The sequence below is a fragment of the Candidatus Methylomicrobium oryzae genome (assembly GCF_016745425.1).
Taxonomy (GTDB): Bacteria; Pseudomonadota; Gammaproteobacteria; order Methylococcales; family Methylomonadaceae; genus Methylomicrobium; species Methylomicrobium oryzae.
The window spans coordinates 157,002-172,378 of record NZ_JAERVK010000012.1 but is presented as its reverse complement, the minus strand read 5'-3'; the positions used below and the strand labels follow the sequence as shown (position 1 = coordinate 172,378).

Here is a 15,377-nt window from a genome sequence, read left to right as displayed (position 1 = left end):
AGGCAAAGATGAGGATACTGGTTGCGATTACAAATTATGGGACGAAAAATATCGAGTACGCAAAGCGGATCATTCAGGAGTATCGCTCGATGCCTTTTAAAGTGGATATTTTCGTCCTATCGGAAGCTCCAAAAGATTACGGGAGCGATATTTCAGTACTAGTCGGTCTCCCTACTAAAGACCCATGGTCACTTCCATTTGGACATAAACGGCTATTTGCAGAGAATATAGAAAGCTATGACCTTTTTATATACACGGAAGACGATATGCTTATCCGAAAGGATAACATCCTGGCATTTCTGAAAGCATCGGAAACAATAGGGAGCAATTTTCTGCCAGGTTTTGTGCAATATGAGCTATATCCTAATGGCAAGAAAAGCTACTTGCAGGCTCACGGTCCTTTTCATTGGATTCCAGATTCAGTGAAAAGATTCGGTGAGTATACCTTTGCCGAATTTTCGAACGCTCATTCAGCTTGCTACATTCTGACTCAGGCACAACTGCGCAAAGCCTTGGCATCAGGAGGATTCTTGGTGGCGCCCCACAGCGGTCGCTATGATTTGCTCTGTAGTGCTTCTACAGACCCCTATATCCAATGTGGCTTCACCAGAGTCATATGTCTCTCGCATCTGCAAGAGTTTGAGTTACACCATTTGCCTAATGCCTACCTGAACCGGACAGGACTCATTTCAAATAACTCTGCCGGACTGCATGAGGATGGGTATAAATTGCAAATAGCGGCTCTCCTTGAGATTCTTGATCAAAAAAGGTCTCATGAGGAGCTTTTTACTACTCAAAAGCCTCTTGCTACTTTAGCATGGGATAAAAGCTACTACGAACTATGTAGGAATGATATTGTTCGTTTAATTCCATCCTATGCTAAGGAAATTCTTTCGGTAGGTGTCAGTTGGGGAGCGACTGAATCTTATTTGTTAGAGAATGATAAACGTGTAGTCGCGATACCGCTCGATTCAGTTATTGGCAGACTAGCAGAGGAGCGAGGTATCAGGGTGCTCCCTCCCGATTTCGGACAGGCCTTCGAACTGCTCATTGGCAGCAGATTCGATGCCATAGTTGTCTCAGATGTACTTCAACATATACCAAATCCGGTTGAAATACTTGAAAAGTTAGGCTCTCTTCTGCGTGCGCACGGGGTAATTGTGGGGAGCATTCCTAATCTGAACTTCAGTCGGAGGCTGTGTGGCCGATTACGAGCTAAAAGCAATAGGTGGGCTGAGTTAAGAGGTGAATTCAACAATATAGGCCTCAATTTGACGAATTCGTTGATGCTGAAAAGATGGCTAAAGGCCAGCAACCTCTATCCACTTGAAGTGCGGTATGAAGCTTACAATTCGTTTCCTTTAATACCTAAATTTGTTGCTTCTCACTTATCAGAAAAACTGGTTGCGTCAAATATTGTATTTGTTGCCAACCGGAGACATGATGAGTAAATTAGATATTATTTTGCAGCAATTATAAAGGTTTTGCGTACTCAGGCAAAGCGAGTGGCTGAACGGAAGTCAGAGAGGAGAACTGGATGTTTTTCCCAGGTTGGCACAAGATGGACGAGTTAATGCTGTACCACTCGGAAAATATCGTCGTTTTCTGAATGGAGCTCTAGGGATTTTACGAAGTGATCCATAATGGCGTTTGTTATTGAAGGGATGGAATTCTATTTTTAAGCGCTTCTGGCATCGGTTCAAACAGAAGGTTTGGAAAAAATAGCATGCACGTTATCGTCGATATCCGAATCTGACAACAGGTATTAAGCGATAGCATGAATATTAGTGCCTATGCAAGTGCGACTGGAGTATAAGGAAGTTCTCCGAAGCTGAAGCATTGAGTCGATCGAAAGGCAGTTTTCCACGAAAATACATACTTTCTCTCTTTGCTATTGCCTGGGTTTTTAATGCGGATAGGATAAACATTAACAGAAACTAGACCAGTTTTGTCAATGACGATGAAAAATTTCTGAATATAGCTAGCCCTATCACAAATTATCTGGAAAATTTTTAAAAATTGGAGCTACAAAAAATGGAGCTACTATGAAAATAGCAATATTGATTCTCGCACACAAAAATCAAAGTCAGCTACAACGCCTTATAAATCATCTAAAATCAGATTTTGATATTTATGTTCATATAGATAGCAATTCACATATGGATATAAGTCCAGAAAGAAATGTTGTTCTAGTTGAAAGATCGCCTGTTTATTGGGGGTCATATAATCATATTATTGCTATTATAAGATTGCTAAAAAGAACCCACGAAAAATGCTATGACCGTTATATTTTCATTAGTGGACAAGATATTCCATTGAAGCCGAATAGCTCTATCGTGGCCTTTTTTATGAATAACCCTGATGCACAGTTTATTGAGGCTGAAAAGTTGCCTCGAAGATCCTGGGCCTCTCATGACGGGGGGTTAGATCGTATATCCTTGTACTATCCAAATAAAAAGTTACATAAGACAATTTACACATGGTTAATCGATAACTTATTTAGAGTTATTAGAAAATTACAAAGATCCTTTCCAATATTAAAGAGAGATTTATATTATAGTTATTGGGGAGGTGGCGCATCGTTCAATTTGACTGGGGATTGTGTCGAATACATACTGAGTTATCTAAATAACAATAAGCAATACCTGCGATCATTTAGATATACAAGATGTGCAGATGAAATATTTTTTCAGACCATTATAATGAACTCACCTTATGCCAGTAAGGTCATACAAAACGGTTTACGGTATGTAGATTTTGACACCGGACCTGAATATCCGCGTACATTGCGAGAGGACGATTACGGTAAGCTAATTCGCTCGGACGCCCTATTTGCAAGAAAATTTGATGCCACCATAGATAACATTATTATTGAAAACATATATAGCTACGTTTCAATGCCTGATAGGATTAAGTCAATTTCAAAAGGGTAGGGTTTTTATTGCATAAGTCGATGGAGAACTAACTTTTATAATTTTAAAGCGTTATGTTCTTTAATTAAAATTAATTGCTTAGTCTTTATTTGTTTAAGAAAGCCAGAGGTCAGAGCAGGAGCATTAGATCCAACTCTGACCCAATGAAATTGGCTGATGATATGTTTTGCTATGCCAAATAAATCACATACTCTTCGTAGAAATGATTTTTTCGCTTAGTACAGAAGAAAGTGTCATTTGATATTGCGAAATTATTTCAGCCTACTAATAAACTCTCAAATTCTGCGGAGGCAGTATGGTGGCTACATTACTGCCGTATGCATAAGCTCCCATATCCCAATGGCCCGTCGTTCGAGACTTACCATCCTTATCTGTAGAAAAAGCAGAAATCGGTGTCCCATCTGCGGAAACATTGGTAATTGTTGTAGCTTTGCCAATCACTACTGAGCCGGCTGCAAGGTGAAAGTCACAAGCATTATTTATACAGTCAGATTTAGCATTAACGAACATGGGATTTCCGCCGTTTATTCCATGTGCTTCAGAAAATCCACCTTTTTTTCCATATGTTAAAGTCGAGACAAAATTGTAGTCGCCGGTACCACTTTGAAAAGCATACCAACCATTATTATCGTTTGTGCCGCTTCCCACAAAAATATTATTTCTCACATCAAGCTTATCTGCACCTTTGTATCCTCCGTTAATAGGAGCGGGACAGCCACGTGAAACGCGGTAGAATGTATTATTATACCAATATACCTTTTCTACGCCTATGAACTGACACATGTCGATATTCGCAAACACATTGTTTCTAAATATCCAAGGAGTATTAGCAGTACGCGTTATACCATACTCAACAATTCCTATTTGAGTCTGAAGGTCATGAAGATAGTTATTTTCGACGAGTAAATTGGCAGGGGCTGGAGATGCCCATGTTTGCCATATATCAGGATGGCACCATGATGGCCATGTAGACTTTAAGTTATAAATTTCATTATTTGAGATTTTTATGTTATTAGCCCATAGTTCAAATACTCTTTCTACATCTATCATATTTTTAAAAATATTATGATTTATATAGGCATTATCACCACCATAATCCAAAGTAATAACGTTAAAAAACGAAGGGCCATTAACGACGGTGCCCGCCTCAAAGGTACTATCGCTGATCGTGGTGTAGGCGGCATTCGTTCTTATGCCGAGGGCAAATCCATATGATCCCGCATTAGTAGGCTGCATATGATTGTTCGTATAAGTGAAATACTTACCTTTAACGTTAATGAGTGTCTGCGAAACACTTGGTTTTCCTGCAGTTCCATTTGTAAAGCCCGCGAAATTTAGCCCACGCATGGTGATGTAATCGTGACCAGCGAGGATGTTTGTTCTGCCAAGGGTGGCAGTCCCGTCTCCTGCACCTGATATTGTAATCCTAGCCGAAGCTGTACCTGCCCTGACGGAATTAATCGTTGCTGTCGAATAATTTCCTGCGTGAACGGAGACTGTGTCTCCTGCCTGAGCCACGTTGAGACCTTTTTGTACTGTCCTAAATGCACAATTCGGAGCCGTCGAAGAAGAGGCGTTAGCAGACCCATTACAACTCGTGTCGTTTCCGTCGACGCGGACGTGATAAGTGGCAGCATTTGCGAAAGACCAAACACCTGTAGATAAAAGCACCAAGACAGGAGCGAACAGGGTGCGAGTAATATTTCTTTTTATAGTATTTCTCATAGTAACCCAGAGAGAATTAATAAGTGTACCTAATACAATAGGATATAGCATCCTTTTTTTCATAATAAAAACCTCAAGAAAGGTCTTGCAGACCAAAAAACTAATTTAAACTCTAGTTGAGTTAAAGTTGCCGTTACAAATTGCCTGAGTTACCGGCGGATGCTGCGCCCCGCTCAAAAGCGATGCCAGTTCCGCCGGTAGGTCATTTAAAAATTTACATTAAGTTGATCAATACCCCTTTCCGAAAAGCGACATTGCCGCCTGAGTTTTAGTAGCCGAGCCACTCCATGTGTAAGGCAGGCCGGTCAGCGTTTTGGACGCGCTGGTTTCCATTTTGCCGGTGGAGGAGCCTACTTGGTCGCGAAAGGCCATCTGTCCCTTGGTCCCGAGTATTGCAATCCAGTAAGGCTGGCCGACAGTAACGGAAGCTGCAGAGATCGACACTGAATTCCAGGCTCCAGCTTTAAGTGTGCTTAACTTGCCTTCAGCTATACGAGTCCCCGGGTGGCCATAGTTGTCCTTATAAATCCCTGCTACTACTTCTGTGGCGGTTGAGCTGGAATCCAGATAAACCTGCACAGTGGTAACCGCATTGGATTTTGTGGGCACGGTCTGGAACGCTTCGGCAGTACCCTGGGCTCGGTAATCGACCCAAGGCTCCTGGTTTTGGTCGCCCATTACAAACTGCGGAGGATTGGATACGCTGACCGCGGTTTTCATGTCGGTGCTGACTTCGGTTGTGGTCAGGGCGCGGTTATAAACACGAACTTCATCGATGTAGCCGTGGAAATACTCGCCCCACAGACTGTTGCCGCCGATGCGCAACACGCCGTTGGATGGCTGGATCAAGGTGTTTCGAGCACTCTTGGCCACTTCGAGGCCATTAACGTATAACCGCTGATAGGCTCCGTCGTAGGTTGCTACGAGATGGGTCCAGGCGTTCGCCGGCAACCGGTTGGGTCCCATAACGCTTCGGTAACTGCCGTCGTTGATATAAGAGATCGGCAAATTGGCGTCTTCTTCGGAATAGAGCGCATACATTTCGGCGCCTGTAGCCTGTTTCAGAATGACTGTATTGCCGCCGTTCGATTGCGACAGCGGATAGACCCAGGCTTCGAGAGTCAGTCCTGTCGAAAGATCCAGCGAGGCGCTGTCGTTGACGGTGACCCAGTCGTTGACGCCGTCGAATTTCAACGCTTTGCCATAACGGCCGTTGGTAATTCTGACGGCTTCTTTGATCGTACCGTGGTTGCCCTTGCCCGAAGCGTCCGCAACCATCGCACCGCTACCTTCTTCAAAGCCGTAAGCTGCTACGAGGCCTTCGCTGGTAGTTGCCGGCGGTTGCGTTGTTCCTCCCGAAGAAACATTGATGAAGTTGCTGTTCGTTTTAGTATTGCTGCCGCCTGAGCCGGTAACCGTTAAGCTCACCGTATAGCTGCCCGGCACGCTGTAGGTGTGGCTTGGATTGGCTGTCGTACTGGTCGAGCCGTCGCCGAAATTCCACGATCTGCTGCTAATGCTGCCTGACGAGGTATCGGTAAAACTTACTGTCAATGGGGCGATGCCGGAAGTCGGAGTGGCCGAGAAGTTCGCTACCGGAGCGGTGCCGCTGACGGTGATGAAGCTCGGTTTGGTTTTGGTGACGCTGCCGCTCGTGCCCGTGGCAGTCAGGCTCACGTCATAAGTTCCCGGGGTCGAGTAAGTGACGGTGGTGACTTTTGCGCTTGAGTTCGTGATGGAAGGCGTGTACGAACCGGGAAAATCCCATTTCCAGCTGGTGATAGCCCCTGTTGTTACCGGTGTGAAATCTACTGTCAGAGGAGCCATACCGCTGGTTTTGCTCGCGGTGAAATCGGCTGTCAAGGTCGCCGTCGCGGTAGGCGCGGTCGCATTGATTTCATTGGAATAAGCGCTTTCGGCGGTTTTGGTCGCATTGTAGGCTTTGACCGCAAAAAAATACTTGGCGCCGTCCTGCAGTCCCGAAACCGAATAAGTGGTGTTGTTGCCTGCGTCGACGGTCGAGGTGTAGCTGCCGCTGCTGGTTCCGTAAGAGATTTTATACCCTCCTACATTGGATGACGAGCTTGAATCCCAAGCCAATTTAATAGTCCCTGCGAATGAATTGCCGTTGAACAAAAATAGAGCAAATAGAGTCAAAAAAATACGCGGTAAAAGTTCGCGTAAAGTAGTGTTTGGAATAAAGAAATTTTTCTTTTTCATTGTTGAAGATGATTTCTGAATGCCCGGCTTATCGGATAAGCCCTGCGTAGATTAATGATTTTTTTACCCAAAGCTTTCCCTAGGGTCCGTGAAACCCTTAATGGAACCAAGCAGGGTAAAGTCTATAAGTTTCTGATTTTATGAAACTTTTTGTTTGATTGCTGTTATGTTCGAGTACAAAACTCTTCTCCTAAATTAAGAAATAGGTTTGAGGAGTTCCTTGATAGATAAGCGACGAGTTCCTTTATGGGCAAGCGACCTCCGGCAAGCAGCGTTTAAACGGTTGCTCGGATTGTCATTCCCCACTGTCTTAGGAAAAGTCCAGTTAGACTGGAAACTTTGCGGTGCCAAGGTTTTTTCGATGGTTCCGCCGTGTTGTAGATTAAAGCGTGTATTGGTTGGCCGGGGCTCTTTGCCAAATACAGGCCTGGGTCCCAATGGTATAAGCGTTATGGAGAATTTTTAAATTTTATGAAATAGCAAATGCATGTTTTATATCTTTAAATACCTCAAGCAATGTAAATAGATGAATGGTTATGTAGGCTCTTCTTATAGAAAGATCTACCGTGTTGTCTTGCGATGAATCTGTAGCTCAAGATCATAATCTACTTTTCTTAACTCTTTATTAGTAGATATGAAAAGTTTTGTAATAGGCTGTTTTTCTTTGTATATGTGTTGTTTCATCTGTAGCTCAAGATCATAATCTACTATTCTTAACAGTCTCTTATATTGTGGGTGTAAAAGTTTTCTTTTTGTGCGGTTGATAATGTTGAGGTTGAGCTTGATAATATGATTGCGGTTTGTAATCTACAATAAAAAACAAATAGTTATGATTTGAATTTGTTGGGGTTTGTGGGTGCCGTGATGCTCGGAAAAAGAGCGATCTCAATTCATTTAATCAAGCAAGAGTTGCCCTATCTAGCAAATCCGGCTGTGGCTTAGGGTCGGCATGAGGAAGATCCTGCCGACATATGACTATTGTTGGTTCTTGTTCACAGGGTGTAACGCCCTTTGCTGTGATTGAATAATCAACGCAAGACTTTGTGAAATTTAACAATAAGTGGGTGAAAAACACGGGCGGCTTGCGGCGACCGGGAGAGTAGCGCAAGCAGCGTCTTTATCGAAGGAAATATCTTTTTTCGAACAGATGTTTGGCATTTAATTCGCCAACTGTATCTTGCTATTTAGGAGGAACCATGGCTGAAAAGCATACCTACGGACAGATTTTGAAATCTTCAGCCATGATCGGCGGATCGGCTCTGCTGAATATTGCCATTGGTGTAATGCGTACCAAGATTATGGCGATGCTGCTGGGTCCGAGCGGAGTCGGGCTGATGGGACTCTATGGATCGATTTTAGAGCTCACCACTAGCATTGCCGGTATGGGTATCAACAGCAGTGGGGTACGCCAAATCGCCGAGGCAGTCGGTGCCGACGAGGCAGAGAGAGTTGCCCGGGCCGCCGTTGTGCTGCGCCGGATATCGATTTTATTGGGATTGCTAGGCGCCGCTTTGCTGGCAGGTTTTTCCGGGCTGGTGTCGACCGTGACTTTCGGGAGCGACCGATACGCTACCGCAATAACGCTGCTGTCAATTGCCGTATTTTTCAATCTGCTGGCCGCCGGACAGGGGGCTTTGCTGCAAGGGATGCGCCGCATCTCCGATATGGCAAAGATGGGGATCTTGGGTACCCTCTTCGGGGCGGTCATCAGCATCACCGTGGTTTATTTTCTTCGCGAAAAGGGGGTGGTGCTGTCGCTGGTGCTGATTGCCGCCATCTCGCTTATCACATCCTGGTGGTACAGCCGGAAAATTCACGTGCCGAAACCTACAATATCGGCTTCGCAAGTGGGGCAGGAAGCGGCCGCCATGTTCAAGCTCGGTTTCGCCTTCATGGCCGGCAGTCTTTTGATGAGCGGTGCCGCTTATGTCGTACGCCTGATTATCGTTCGCAAGATCGGCTTCGATGCGGCCGGGCTGTATCAGGCCGCTTGGGCGCTCGGGGGATTATACATAGGCTTCATTTTGCAGGCGATGGGTGCGGACTTCTATCCGCGTTTAACCGCTATTGCCCGGGATAATTCCGAGTGCAACCGTATCGTGAACGAACAGGCCCATGTCAGCCTGTTGCTGGCCGGGCCGGGCGTAGCTGGAACCTTGACATTTGCGCCTCTGGTTATCGCGGTTTTTTATACCGCTAAATTCGAAGGCGCGGTGGAAATCTTGCGCTGGTTATGCCTGGGCATGACCCTGCGCGTGATTTCGTGGCCGATGGGTTTCATTATCGTAGCCAAGGGCGTCCAGAATTTGCTTATATTTTCCGAGGTGGCCTGGACTATTGTCTATCTCGGGCTCGCATGGATCTGTGTGAATGCTTTTGGGCTGAAAGGAGCCGGTATCGCGTTCTTTGGCTCGTATGTGTTCCATGTATTCATGATCTATGTGATGGTAAGGAAACTCAGTGGTTTCCGCTGGTCTAGCGAAAACCTGCAAGCCTGCTTTCTTTTTCTTTTCTTGATAGCGGTTGTGTTCTGCAGCTATTATGCATTGCCGCCTTTATGGGCGATGAGCGTCGGCGCTTCGGCCGTCCTGCTGAGCGGTATTTACTCGCTGCAGGTTCTGCTCAATCTTGTCCCTTTCGACCAGATTCCACGGCCCCTCCTCAAATTATTGAGGGGATTCCGTTTTATCGATTCCGGCTCCCGCGAATTCGGTGAATGGGAATTCGGGGTTAGAGCGACGATTGGCGGTGTCGCTGTTGAAAATAAGCCGTTAATGGGCATGAAACGATTAATTTTTGCGTTCATGATCGCGGCTGTGTTTTCGATGTGGGGGCACTGGTATAAAGAGGCTTACGGTTGGGCGCGTGAATGGAGATCTTTCGATTCGGAAATCGAAAGGCTGCTGTCGCTTTTGCCTCGGGGATAAAAAACGCGGTTTTTTGGAAGCCGAGGTTTATCAGTTGGGGATTGGCAAGAGGTTCGGTTGGGTCATCATGTTAACGGGAAATACGCACGCCATCCCAGGAATAATTCAGGAAAAACATTACCACATTAGCTTCGCTTGTCCCTGCCTTCAAGTTCGCAATCCCGTCGAAATTTTGCAGATTCTGGTTTTGTTGGTAATCCTGCCAATTGTAGGTGTAGCTGCCTCTGAGTTGCCAGTGCTTGGCAAGGTCCCATGTAATACCTGCGGATACCCTGAAGTAGGTGCGATCGAATTGTCTGTTTGAGTTATTGAGCGACTTGTCGGCGATCGATTCGCTCTGGGTATAGTGGCCGGAGAGATCGAGTAGTAGATCCCGGGCCAGGCGATACGAATAATGGGCAAAGAAGGATTGGGTTTGCAGTGCTTGGCCGATCGCGCTTGGTTTGACGGCATTGGAATAGCCGGTAGAGAATTTGGTCAGCTGTCCGTCATAATTTATAGAAATATTGGCGATGCTGCCCAAGGACAACGAGGAACTTTGGGTAGTTGATACCGCATTCGCATCCGGCTGGGTATCGACCCATACCGGTCCTGCATTTGCGTTAACCGTCCAAAGGCGGTCTATCTTATAATCTCCCCCCAGTTGAAAGCCGAACAGGTTTTGTTCCGTGGCGTTCGGTCCCGTGTATTGCGTATTCGAAAAGTAGAGCTTTTCATTGAGCGAAAGACGCCTGCTCCATTGATGATTTCCGCTGAGGCTGATGGTGTAGGTTTCGTTGCCTCTGAAGATTAATGAAGGACTGCCCGAAGCAATCCCGTTTTGAGTGCTATAGCTCGTTTTGAAATAGGAGGCATTAAGGATCAGTTGATCTCGGGCGGTCCACTGCCAAGTCCATGACGGAGCCAACTGATACTTTTCGACCTGATTGTTAGGCAGAATCAGGCCTGTATCCGTGATTTGCTGTGTATAGGAACAATTGACGCCGTAACCGCCATTTAAGCTAAAAATGCTTCGATGGATGCGGTAATCGCCGTTGGCGGCTAATTTGAAATTATCACAATCCCAGCGGGAATCGCTGTAACGACGAATGTCCGCCTGTCCTTCGAGGGCTAGGTCCAATGCTTCTGTCTTTCTGCCGGCTAGGAATCTTGGATTCAAGAGGTAACCAAAAACAGACTCTTTCCGTACAGGGCTGAATGAAAAATTATCGTTATATTGAAACTGTTGCCCTAAACCTCCCGTTAATGCCCAGTCGGCTGCGGTTACTCCTTTCCCGAAAAAGCCGTAGGCTAGAACAAACACTCCTATTCTTCTTCGGGCGAAGTACATGCTTTTTCTTAAAATAATTTAAGGTACAACGAGGGTATCGCCGCTTTGCAACAGGATATTCGATTCGATGTTTTCTCCGTCTTCCACATCCCCGTACTCAAAAGGCAAGGACCGGGTTTGTCCGTTCGCTTCACGTCTTAGCACCAGAATGTCGTTTTTTTTGGCAAATTCCGTCAATCCGCCCGCCATGCTCAAGGCCTGCATAATGTTCGTGGGACTTGTCATCACGAATGAGCCGGGATGAGAGACCTCGCCCGTAACATAAATCTTGTTGCCCTCGGCGGAGAGAAGCCTGACGTTGATTTCGGCGTCGGCAATAAACTGGCCCAGAAGCGAGCGCAATGTGCCTACTAATTCATCGGTCGTTTTGCCGGCGGCCGTAACGTGCTGTCTGACTAATGGGAAAGAGATGGTGCCGTCAGGCAGCACTACGATTTCCTGTTTCAGCTTTTCTTCCTCCCAGACGGTGATTTCCAGCCTGTCTCCCGGATTGAGCCGGTAACTGTCGTCGGCCAGGGCGAAAAGCGGGTGAGACAGCCAGAGCAGGCTGCTGAAAAAAATGGCGGAAACAGTACCCGTGCCATGTGAGCCCGCTGGGCTCTTTTTTATAGTGAACGTGTTCATTTGTGAAATCCTAAATCGTCAATAGCAATCGTCCATACATGCGCGGCAAGCGAGTTCGATAGGATTCAGAACCATCGCCCGTGATGGACATTACTCTTGTGTTGTTCCATTCAATTGCAATAGCTTTTTTGCTTGAATCAAAAAAACATTGCGAGCATCTGCCAGAGGAATTTCTTCAAATTTTCGGCAAAGTGCCGGACTAAATTCTTATTTATATGATAAGTATTTGATACAAATTGATATATTTTTCATTTCGGAATGAAAAAACTATTCGTCTGCCATTACACGAGTCACAGTTTATATTTAATGACAAGGTAGCGGTACCGTTAAAAAATGATATTGAAAAGATAGCTAATAGGTATATCGATTATTTATAGGGTGCAGATTTTTCCTGCCTTGAGTATTGCTTTAGTCTGGCAGTCGATCGACAATGTATTCACCGATAGCCAGCGAAGCCGTGGCGGCAGGACTGGGAGCATTCAGAACATGCAGAGCGTTCTGGCGCACGAGGAGGTGGAAATCGTCCATTAAGTCTCCCGAAGATTTCATTGCTTGCGATCGAACCCCCGCGCCGCCAGATGCAAGGTCGATTGTGCGAATCTCAGGCACCAGCCGCTGCAATGCTCGGCAAAAGTGGGTCTTGCTGAATGACTGGATCAATTCCGCGTAGGCTGTTGCCCGATATTTTCGGAGAAAACGCCAGAGTCCTGGAAAAAACAGGGCATCCAGCAGGTCGCGAGTATCGAAATCCGTTAATCGGTAGCCTTCGCGCGCAAAGGCGAGGACTGCGTTCGGACCGGCTTCGATACCGCCGTGGATCGTCCGGGTAAAATGGACACCTAGGAACGGGAATTGGGGATTGGGCACCGGGTAAATCAGGTTTTTTACCAAATGCCTGGCTTCCGGCCTGAGATGATAATATTCGCCGCGAAACGGCACGATCCGGATATCCCGCGGCTCGCCGGCCAGCTTGGCCACGAGGTCGCATTGCAGTCCGGCGCAATTGATCAGGAAGTCGGCATGGAATTCTTCCCTCGCCGTTCCGGCGACCCATGTGCCCCCTTTACGTTCGAGGTGTTCGACCTTTGCGTCCGTAACGATAAGTCCTCCCTGCTCCTGCACGCGCAAAGCCAGTCGGTCACAGACCTGCCGATAATCGACGATGCCTTCTTCTGGCACATGCACCGCAGCGATACCGTTTACGTAAGGCTCGATTTTCCGCATTTCGGCCGGGTCGATTTTTCGTAGACCTTTAAGCCCATTGGCGAGGCCGCGCCGAAGGAGTTCATCCAGCCGTGGCAACTCATCGGGCGTTACCGCCACGACGAGTTTGCCGCAGATTTCATGCGCGATGCGTTCCTGACGGCAAAATGCCGTCATTTGCCGGATGCCGCTTACCGCTAATTTCGCTTTGGCCGAGCCGGGTGCATAGTACAGGCCCGCGTGCAATACGCCGCTGTTGTGAGTGCTCTGATGCACGCCGACGCGTGTTTCTTTTTCAAGCAAGGTCACGCGCGCTGACGGGAACCGCGCAAGCAGCCGGTAAGCCGTTGCCAAGCCGACCAGTCCGCCGCCGACGATCAGAAAACCTTTCCGTATGCTCATCGAGTTGCATCCTAAAGTTGTAATAAGGGAGCCGCTTTTTTTCGAGGAAAATCTGGCAGAATGCCGGGAGTCAGGCTTGGCCGGCCGTCAGGATATATTACGGGCTGCGGCGCTTCATTCTGTGAAAGCGTCGCAGGCGAAGGAGCGCGAGGGATGCATTGGGCTCCTTCTCACGACCATAAAGACCATTTTGCCTGGGTTAGCACGAAAACGGCGATCAGCGCGTTGGTCGTCATATGGGCAATGACCGCGTCTCCCATCTGGCCGCGGCGGTGAAGAGCCAGGGCGTAAGCCATTCCTGCGAGCGTCCCCGCAAGCCAGCGATCGTGCAGTAATCCGAACAGCACGGACGTCAGCAGAAAGGAAAGCCAGGTAAATTGCCTCGGCGGCACACGTTCGAATTCTTTAGCGATCAGCTTGCGGATCAAATAACCGCGGAAGGCGAGTTCCTCGGCCAGCGGCACGGCAATAACTGAACCCAGCACGCGGAAAATCAGCCATAGGGCTGCGGTTTCGCTTGGCAGAGCCTCTAGGCCTTGCAGCAATACTGTCCCGCCGTTGCCGGCGTCAGGTTCCAGGAGTATCCAGACGATGAAGACAGTCGATCCGATGGCAGGAGCCTGCCAAGTCCATTTCCAGCTGAGGCTTTTATAATATTTGCGGAAGCAGTAAAGCAGTGCGGCGAGAATCAATATGCGCAGAGGATAAAGAAGGTCAAACCCGGTAGAGAAAGCCGACGTTGCCATCGTGGCCGCCATTAGCCCCATGAAGGGGACCAGCAGTGCGGCAGCCAGAGGCTGGCTGCTTTTAACGCCTTGAAAGTCTGTTTGAGTCGCGGTAAAGCACTGCATTCGATTCGACAGTGCGATCGCGGCGACCCCGATCAGCGTAAACACTATCCAGCCAGCCTGGGCGTGGAATCCCTGGAGGGCGATTTCTGGAGAAAAGGATGTTCCGATCGCTATTAGGATCGCAATGCGCACGGCGTTCAATAGCCAGACGGCTATCATTCCGAGTGGGAAAAGCCAGAAAACTTGCGGAAAGCGCAGCTCTTTGCGGAACACCCAAAGATAGACGGCAATAAACAGGGTGATCAGCGAAATGCCTTCGATACCCGAACAGACATAACTGACTTTGACTTGGAAGGAATCCGTACCTAAAAGGAATCTCTCGGGCTGATAAACGATATCCGGATAAAACCAGCCGAGCAGGAAGCGGGCAAGCAGCAAAGAAGGTATGCCGAGGAAATTCCAAAACTCATTTTGACCGAGAAGGGACGTTTTGTGCTGGCTAAGCATTGATACGAGTATCCATGCCCCCATGCCCAGTATACTTCCTACGAGTAAGGCAGTGTGTTCCTGGTGCATTAATCGACGCCAAAAACGTCCGGGGGCTAGTGCCATCATCCATGACAATAGTGTTATGCTCGCTAGCCCAGCCCAGCCTGTAAGCCAGAGTAACGAGAGGCGCGCTGGGTCGCTCGGCATACCGAATATGAGTTGAGTGATGGCAGCGAAGGCCGCAAGCGCGAGCGCATGACGCGCCAGCCAGACCTGCCATCGATATCCGAGGCCGTGTTCCCGTAAATTGTCGAGGATGGTTTTAAGTCGAGGGCTTAGGATCAGGTAGCAAGCTGCGATAATCCACAGGCCGGCCGGCCAAATTTCTTTCGAAAAATGGAAGAGCCACGCCGGCCATTCGGCTTTATTCGCGTGGAGTGGAGGAGCTTCATAGCGTGCCGTCAGCACGCCGAGTTCGAGCGCCGCGATAGCTAAAAGCAGCAGCCAGCGGATCAAGAATCGCTTCGAGGGGGCCGATACATGTCCTTGTATTATATTTTCAGAAGTCATTAGATAAATAAAGCGCGCATAAATGATAGCTCCTGAAATGCCGATCCATCAGCCTCGATCCCAATGCCGCCGTTAAGTCGTTGAGTGAAGAAAATCTGAGTATTCCGGCAGCCCTGAGCCGGAGTATCAGCAATCCTATCCTTTGCTCCTGATCGTATACAGA

The 15,377-nt window shown here is 47.6% G+C and carries 9 protein-coding genes; 3 read left to right on the top strand and 6 right to left on the bottom strand.

Going from position 1 to position 15,377, the window contains the following annotated elements:
* Positions 1–8 precede the first annotated feature (8 nt).
* Both JJL52_RS14590 and JJL52_RS14585 read left to right on the top strand, forming a co-directional pair.
* Positions 9–1,451 carry a class I SAM-dependent methyltransferase gene (locus JJL52_RS14590; RefSeq protein WP_202053221.1) on the top strand — a complete coding sequence of 481 codons (1,443 nt, stop codon included), beginning with the start codon at positions 9–11 and terminating at the stop codon, positions 1,449–1,451.
* A 594-nt stretch (positions 1,452–2,045) separates the two neighbouring features.
* Positions 2,046–2,933, top strand: coding sequence for a beta-1,6-N-acetylglucosaminyltransferase (locus JJL52_RS14585; protein WP_202053220.1), 888 nt, complete (start codon positions 2,046–2,048; stop codon positions 2,931–2,933).
* Positions 2,934–3,197: 264 nt separating this feature from the next.
* On the opposite strand, the gene JJL52_RS14580 is transcribed toward JJL52_RS14585, so the two are convergent.
* Positions 3,198–4,721: a hypothetical protein gene (locus JJL52_RS14580; RefSeq protein WP_202053219.1), complete on the bottom strand. Its 1,524-nt coding sequence runs from the start codon at positions 4,719–4,721 to the stop codon at positions 3,198–3,200.
* 165 nt (positions 4,722–4,886) lie between these two features.
* On the bottom strand, positions 4,887–6,878 hold the full coding sequence (locus tag JJL52_RS14575; RefSeq protein ID WP_202053218.1) for a LamG-like jellyroll fold domain-containing protein: 1,992 nt from the start codon (positions 6,876–6,878) through the stop codon (positions 4,887–4,889).
* A 1,196-nt stretch (positions 6,879–8,074) separates the two neighbouring features.
* Here JJL52_RS14575 and JJL52_RS14570 point away from each other — a divergent pair.
* Entirely contained in the window at positions 8,075–9,805 is a 1,731-nt protein-coding gene (locus tag JJL52_RS14570; protein ID WP_202053217.1) for an O-antigen translocase, read from the top strand.
* A gap of 70 nt (positions 9,806–9,875) precedes the next feature.
* Here JJL52_RS14570 and JJL52_RS14565 read toward each other — a convergent pair whose 3' ends face one another.
* The 4 genes from JJL52_RS14565 to xrtE form a co-directional block, all read right to left on the bottom strand.
* Positions 9,876–11,135 carry a hypothetical protein gene (locus JJL52_RS14565; RefSeq protein ID WP_202053216.1) on the bottom strand — a complete coding sequence of 420 codons (1,260 nt, stop codon included), beginning with the start codon at positions 11,133–11,135 and terminating at the stop codon, positions 9,876–9,878.
* An 18-nt stretch (positions 11,136–11,153) separates the two neighbouring features.
* Positions 11,154–11,759: a polysaccharide biosynthesis/export family protein gene (locus JJL52_RS14560; RefSeq protein WP_202053215.1), complete on the bottom strand. Its 606-nt coding sequence runs from the start codon at positions 11,757–11,759 to the stop codon at positions 11,154–11,156.
* Between the two features lie 408 nt (positions 11,760–12,167).
* On the bottom strand, positions 12,168–13,364 hold the full coding sequence (gene lhgO / locus JJL52_RS14555) for an L-2-hydroxyglutarate oxidase (RefSeq protein ID WP_202053214.1): 1,197 nt from the start codon (positions 13,362–13,364) through the stop codon (positions 12,168–12,170).
* A 170-nt stretch (positions 13,365–13,534) separates the two neighbouring features.
* Entirely contained in the window at positions 13,535–15,160 is a 1,626-nt protein-coding gene (gene xrtE, locus JJL52_RS14550) for an exosortase E/protease, VPEID-CTERM system (RefSeq protein ID WP_236994267.1), read from the bottom strand.
* Between the last annotated feature and the right edge of the window lie 217 nt (positions 15,161–15,377).

What these genes read in the sequence shown, in the direction of transcription:
- JJL52_RS14590 (WP_202053221.1), top strand. Translation starts at nt 9, where the DNA reads ATGAGGATACTGGTTGCGATTACAAATTATGGGACGAAAAATATCGAG.
- JJL52_RS14585 (WP_202053220.1), top strand. Translation starts at nt 2,046, where the DNA reads ATGAAAATAGCAATATTGATTCTCGCACACAAAAATCAAAGTCAGCTA.
- JJL52_RS14580 (WP_202053219.1), bottom strand. Translation starts at nt 4,721, where the DNA reads ATGAAAAAAAGGATGCTATATCCTATTGTATTAGGTACACTTATTAAT.
- JJL52_RS14575 (WP_202053218.1), bottom strand. Translation starts at nt 6,878, where the DNA reads ATGAAAAAGAAAAATTTCTTTATTCCAAACACTACTTTACGCGAACTT.
- JJL52_RS14570 (WP_202053217.1), top strand. Translation starts at nt 8,075, where the DNA reads ATGGCTGAAAAGCATACCTACGGACAGATTTTGAAATCTTCAGCCATG.
- JJL52_RS14565 (WP_202053216.1), bottom strand. Translation starts at nt 11,135, where the DNA reads ATGTACTTCGCCCGAAGAAGAATAGGAGTGTTTGTTCTAGCCTACGGC.
- JJL52_RS14560 (WP_202053215.1), bottom strand. Translation starts at nt 11,759, where the DNA reads ATGAACACGTTCACTATAAAAAAGAGCCCAGCGGGCTCACATGGCACG.
- lhgO (WP_202053214.1), bottom strand. Translation starts at nt 13,364, where the DNA reads ATGAGCATACGGAAAGGTTTTCTGATCGTCGGCGGCGGACTGGTCGGC.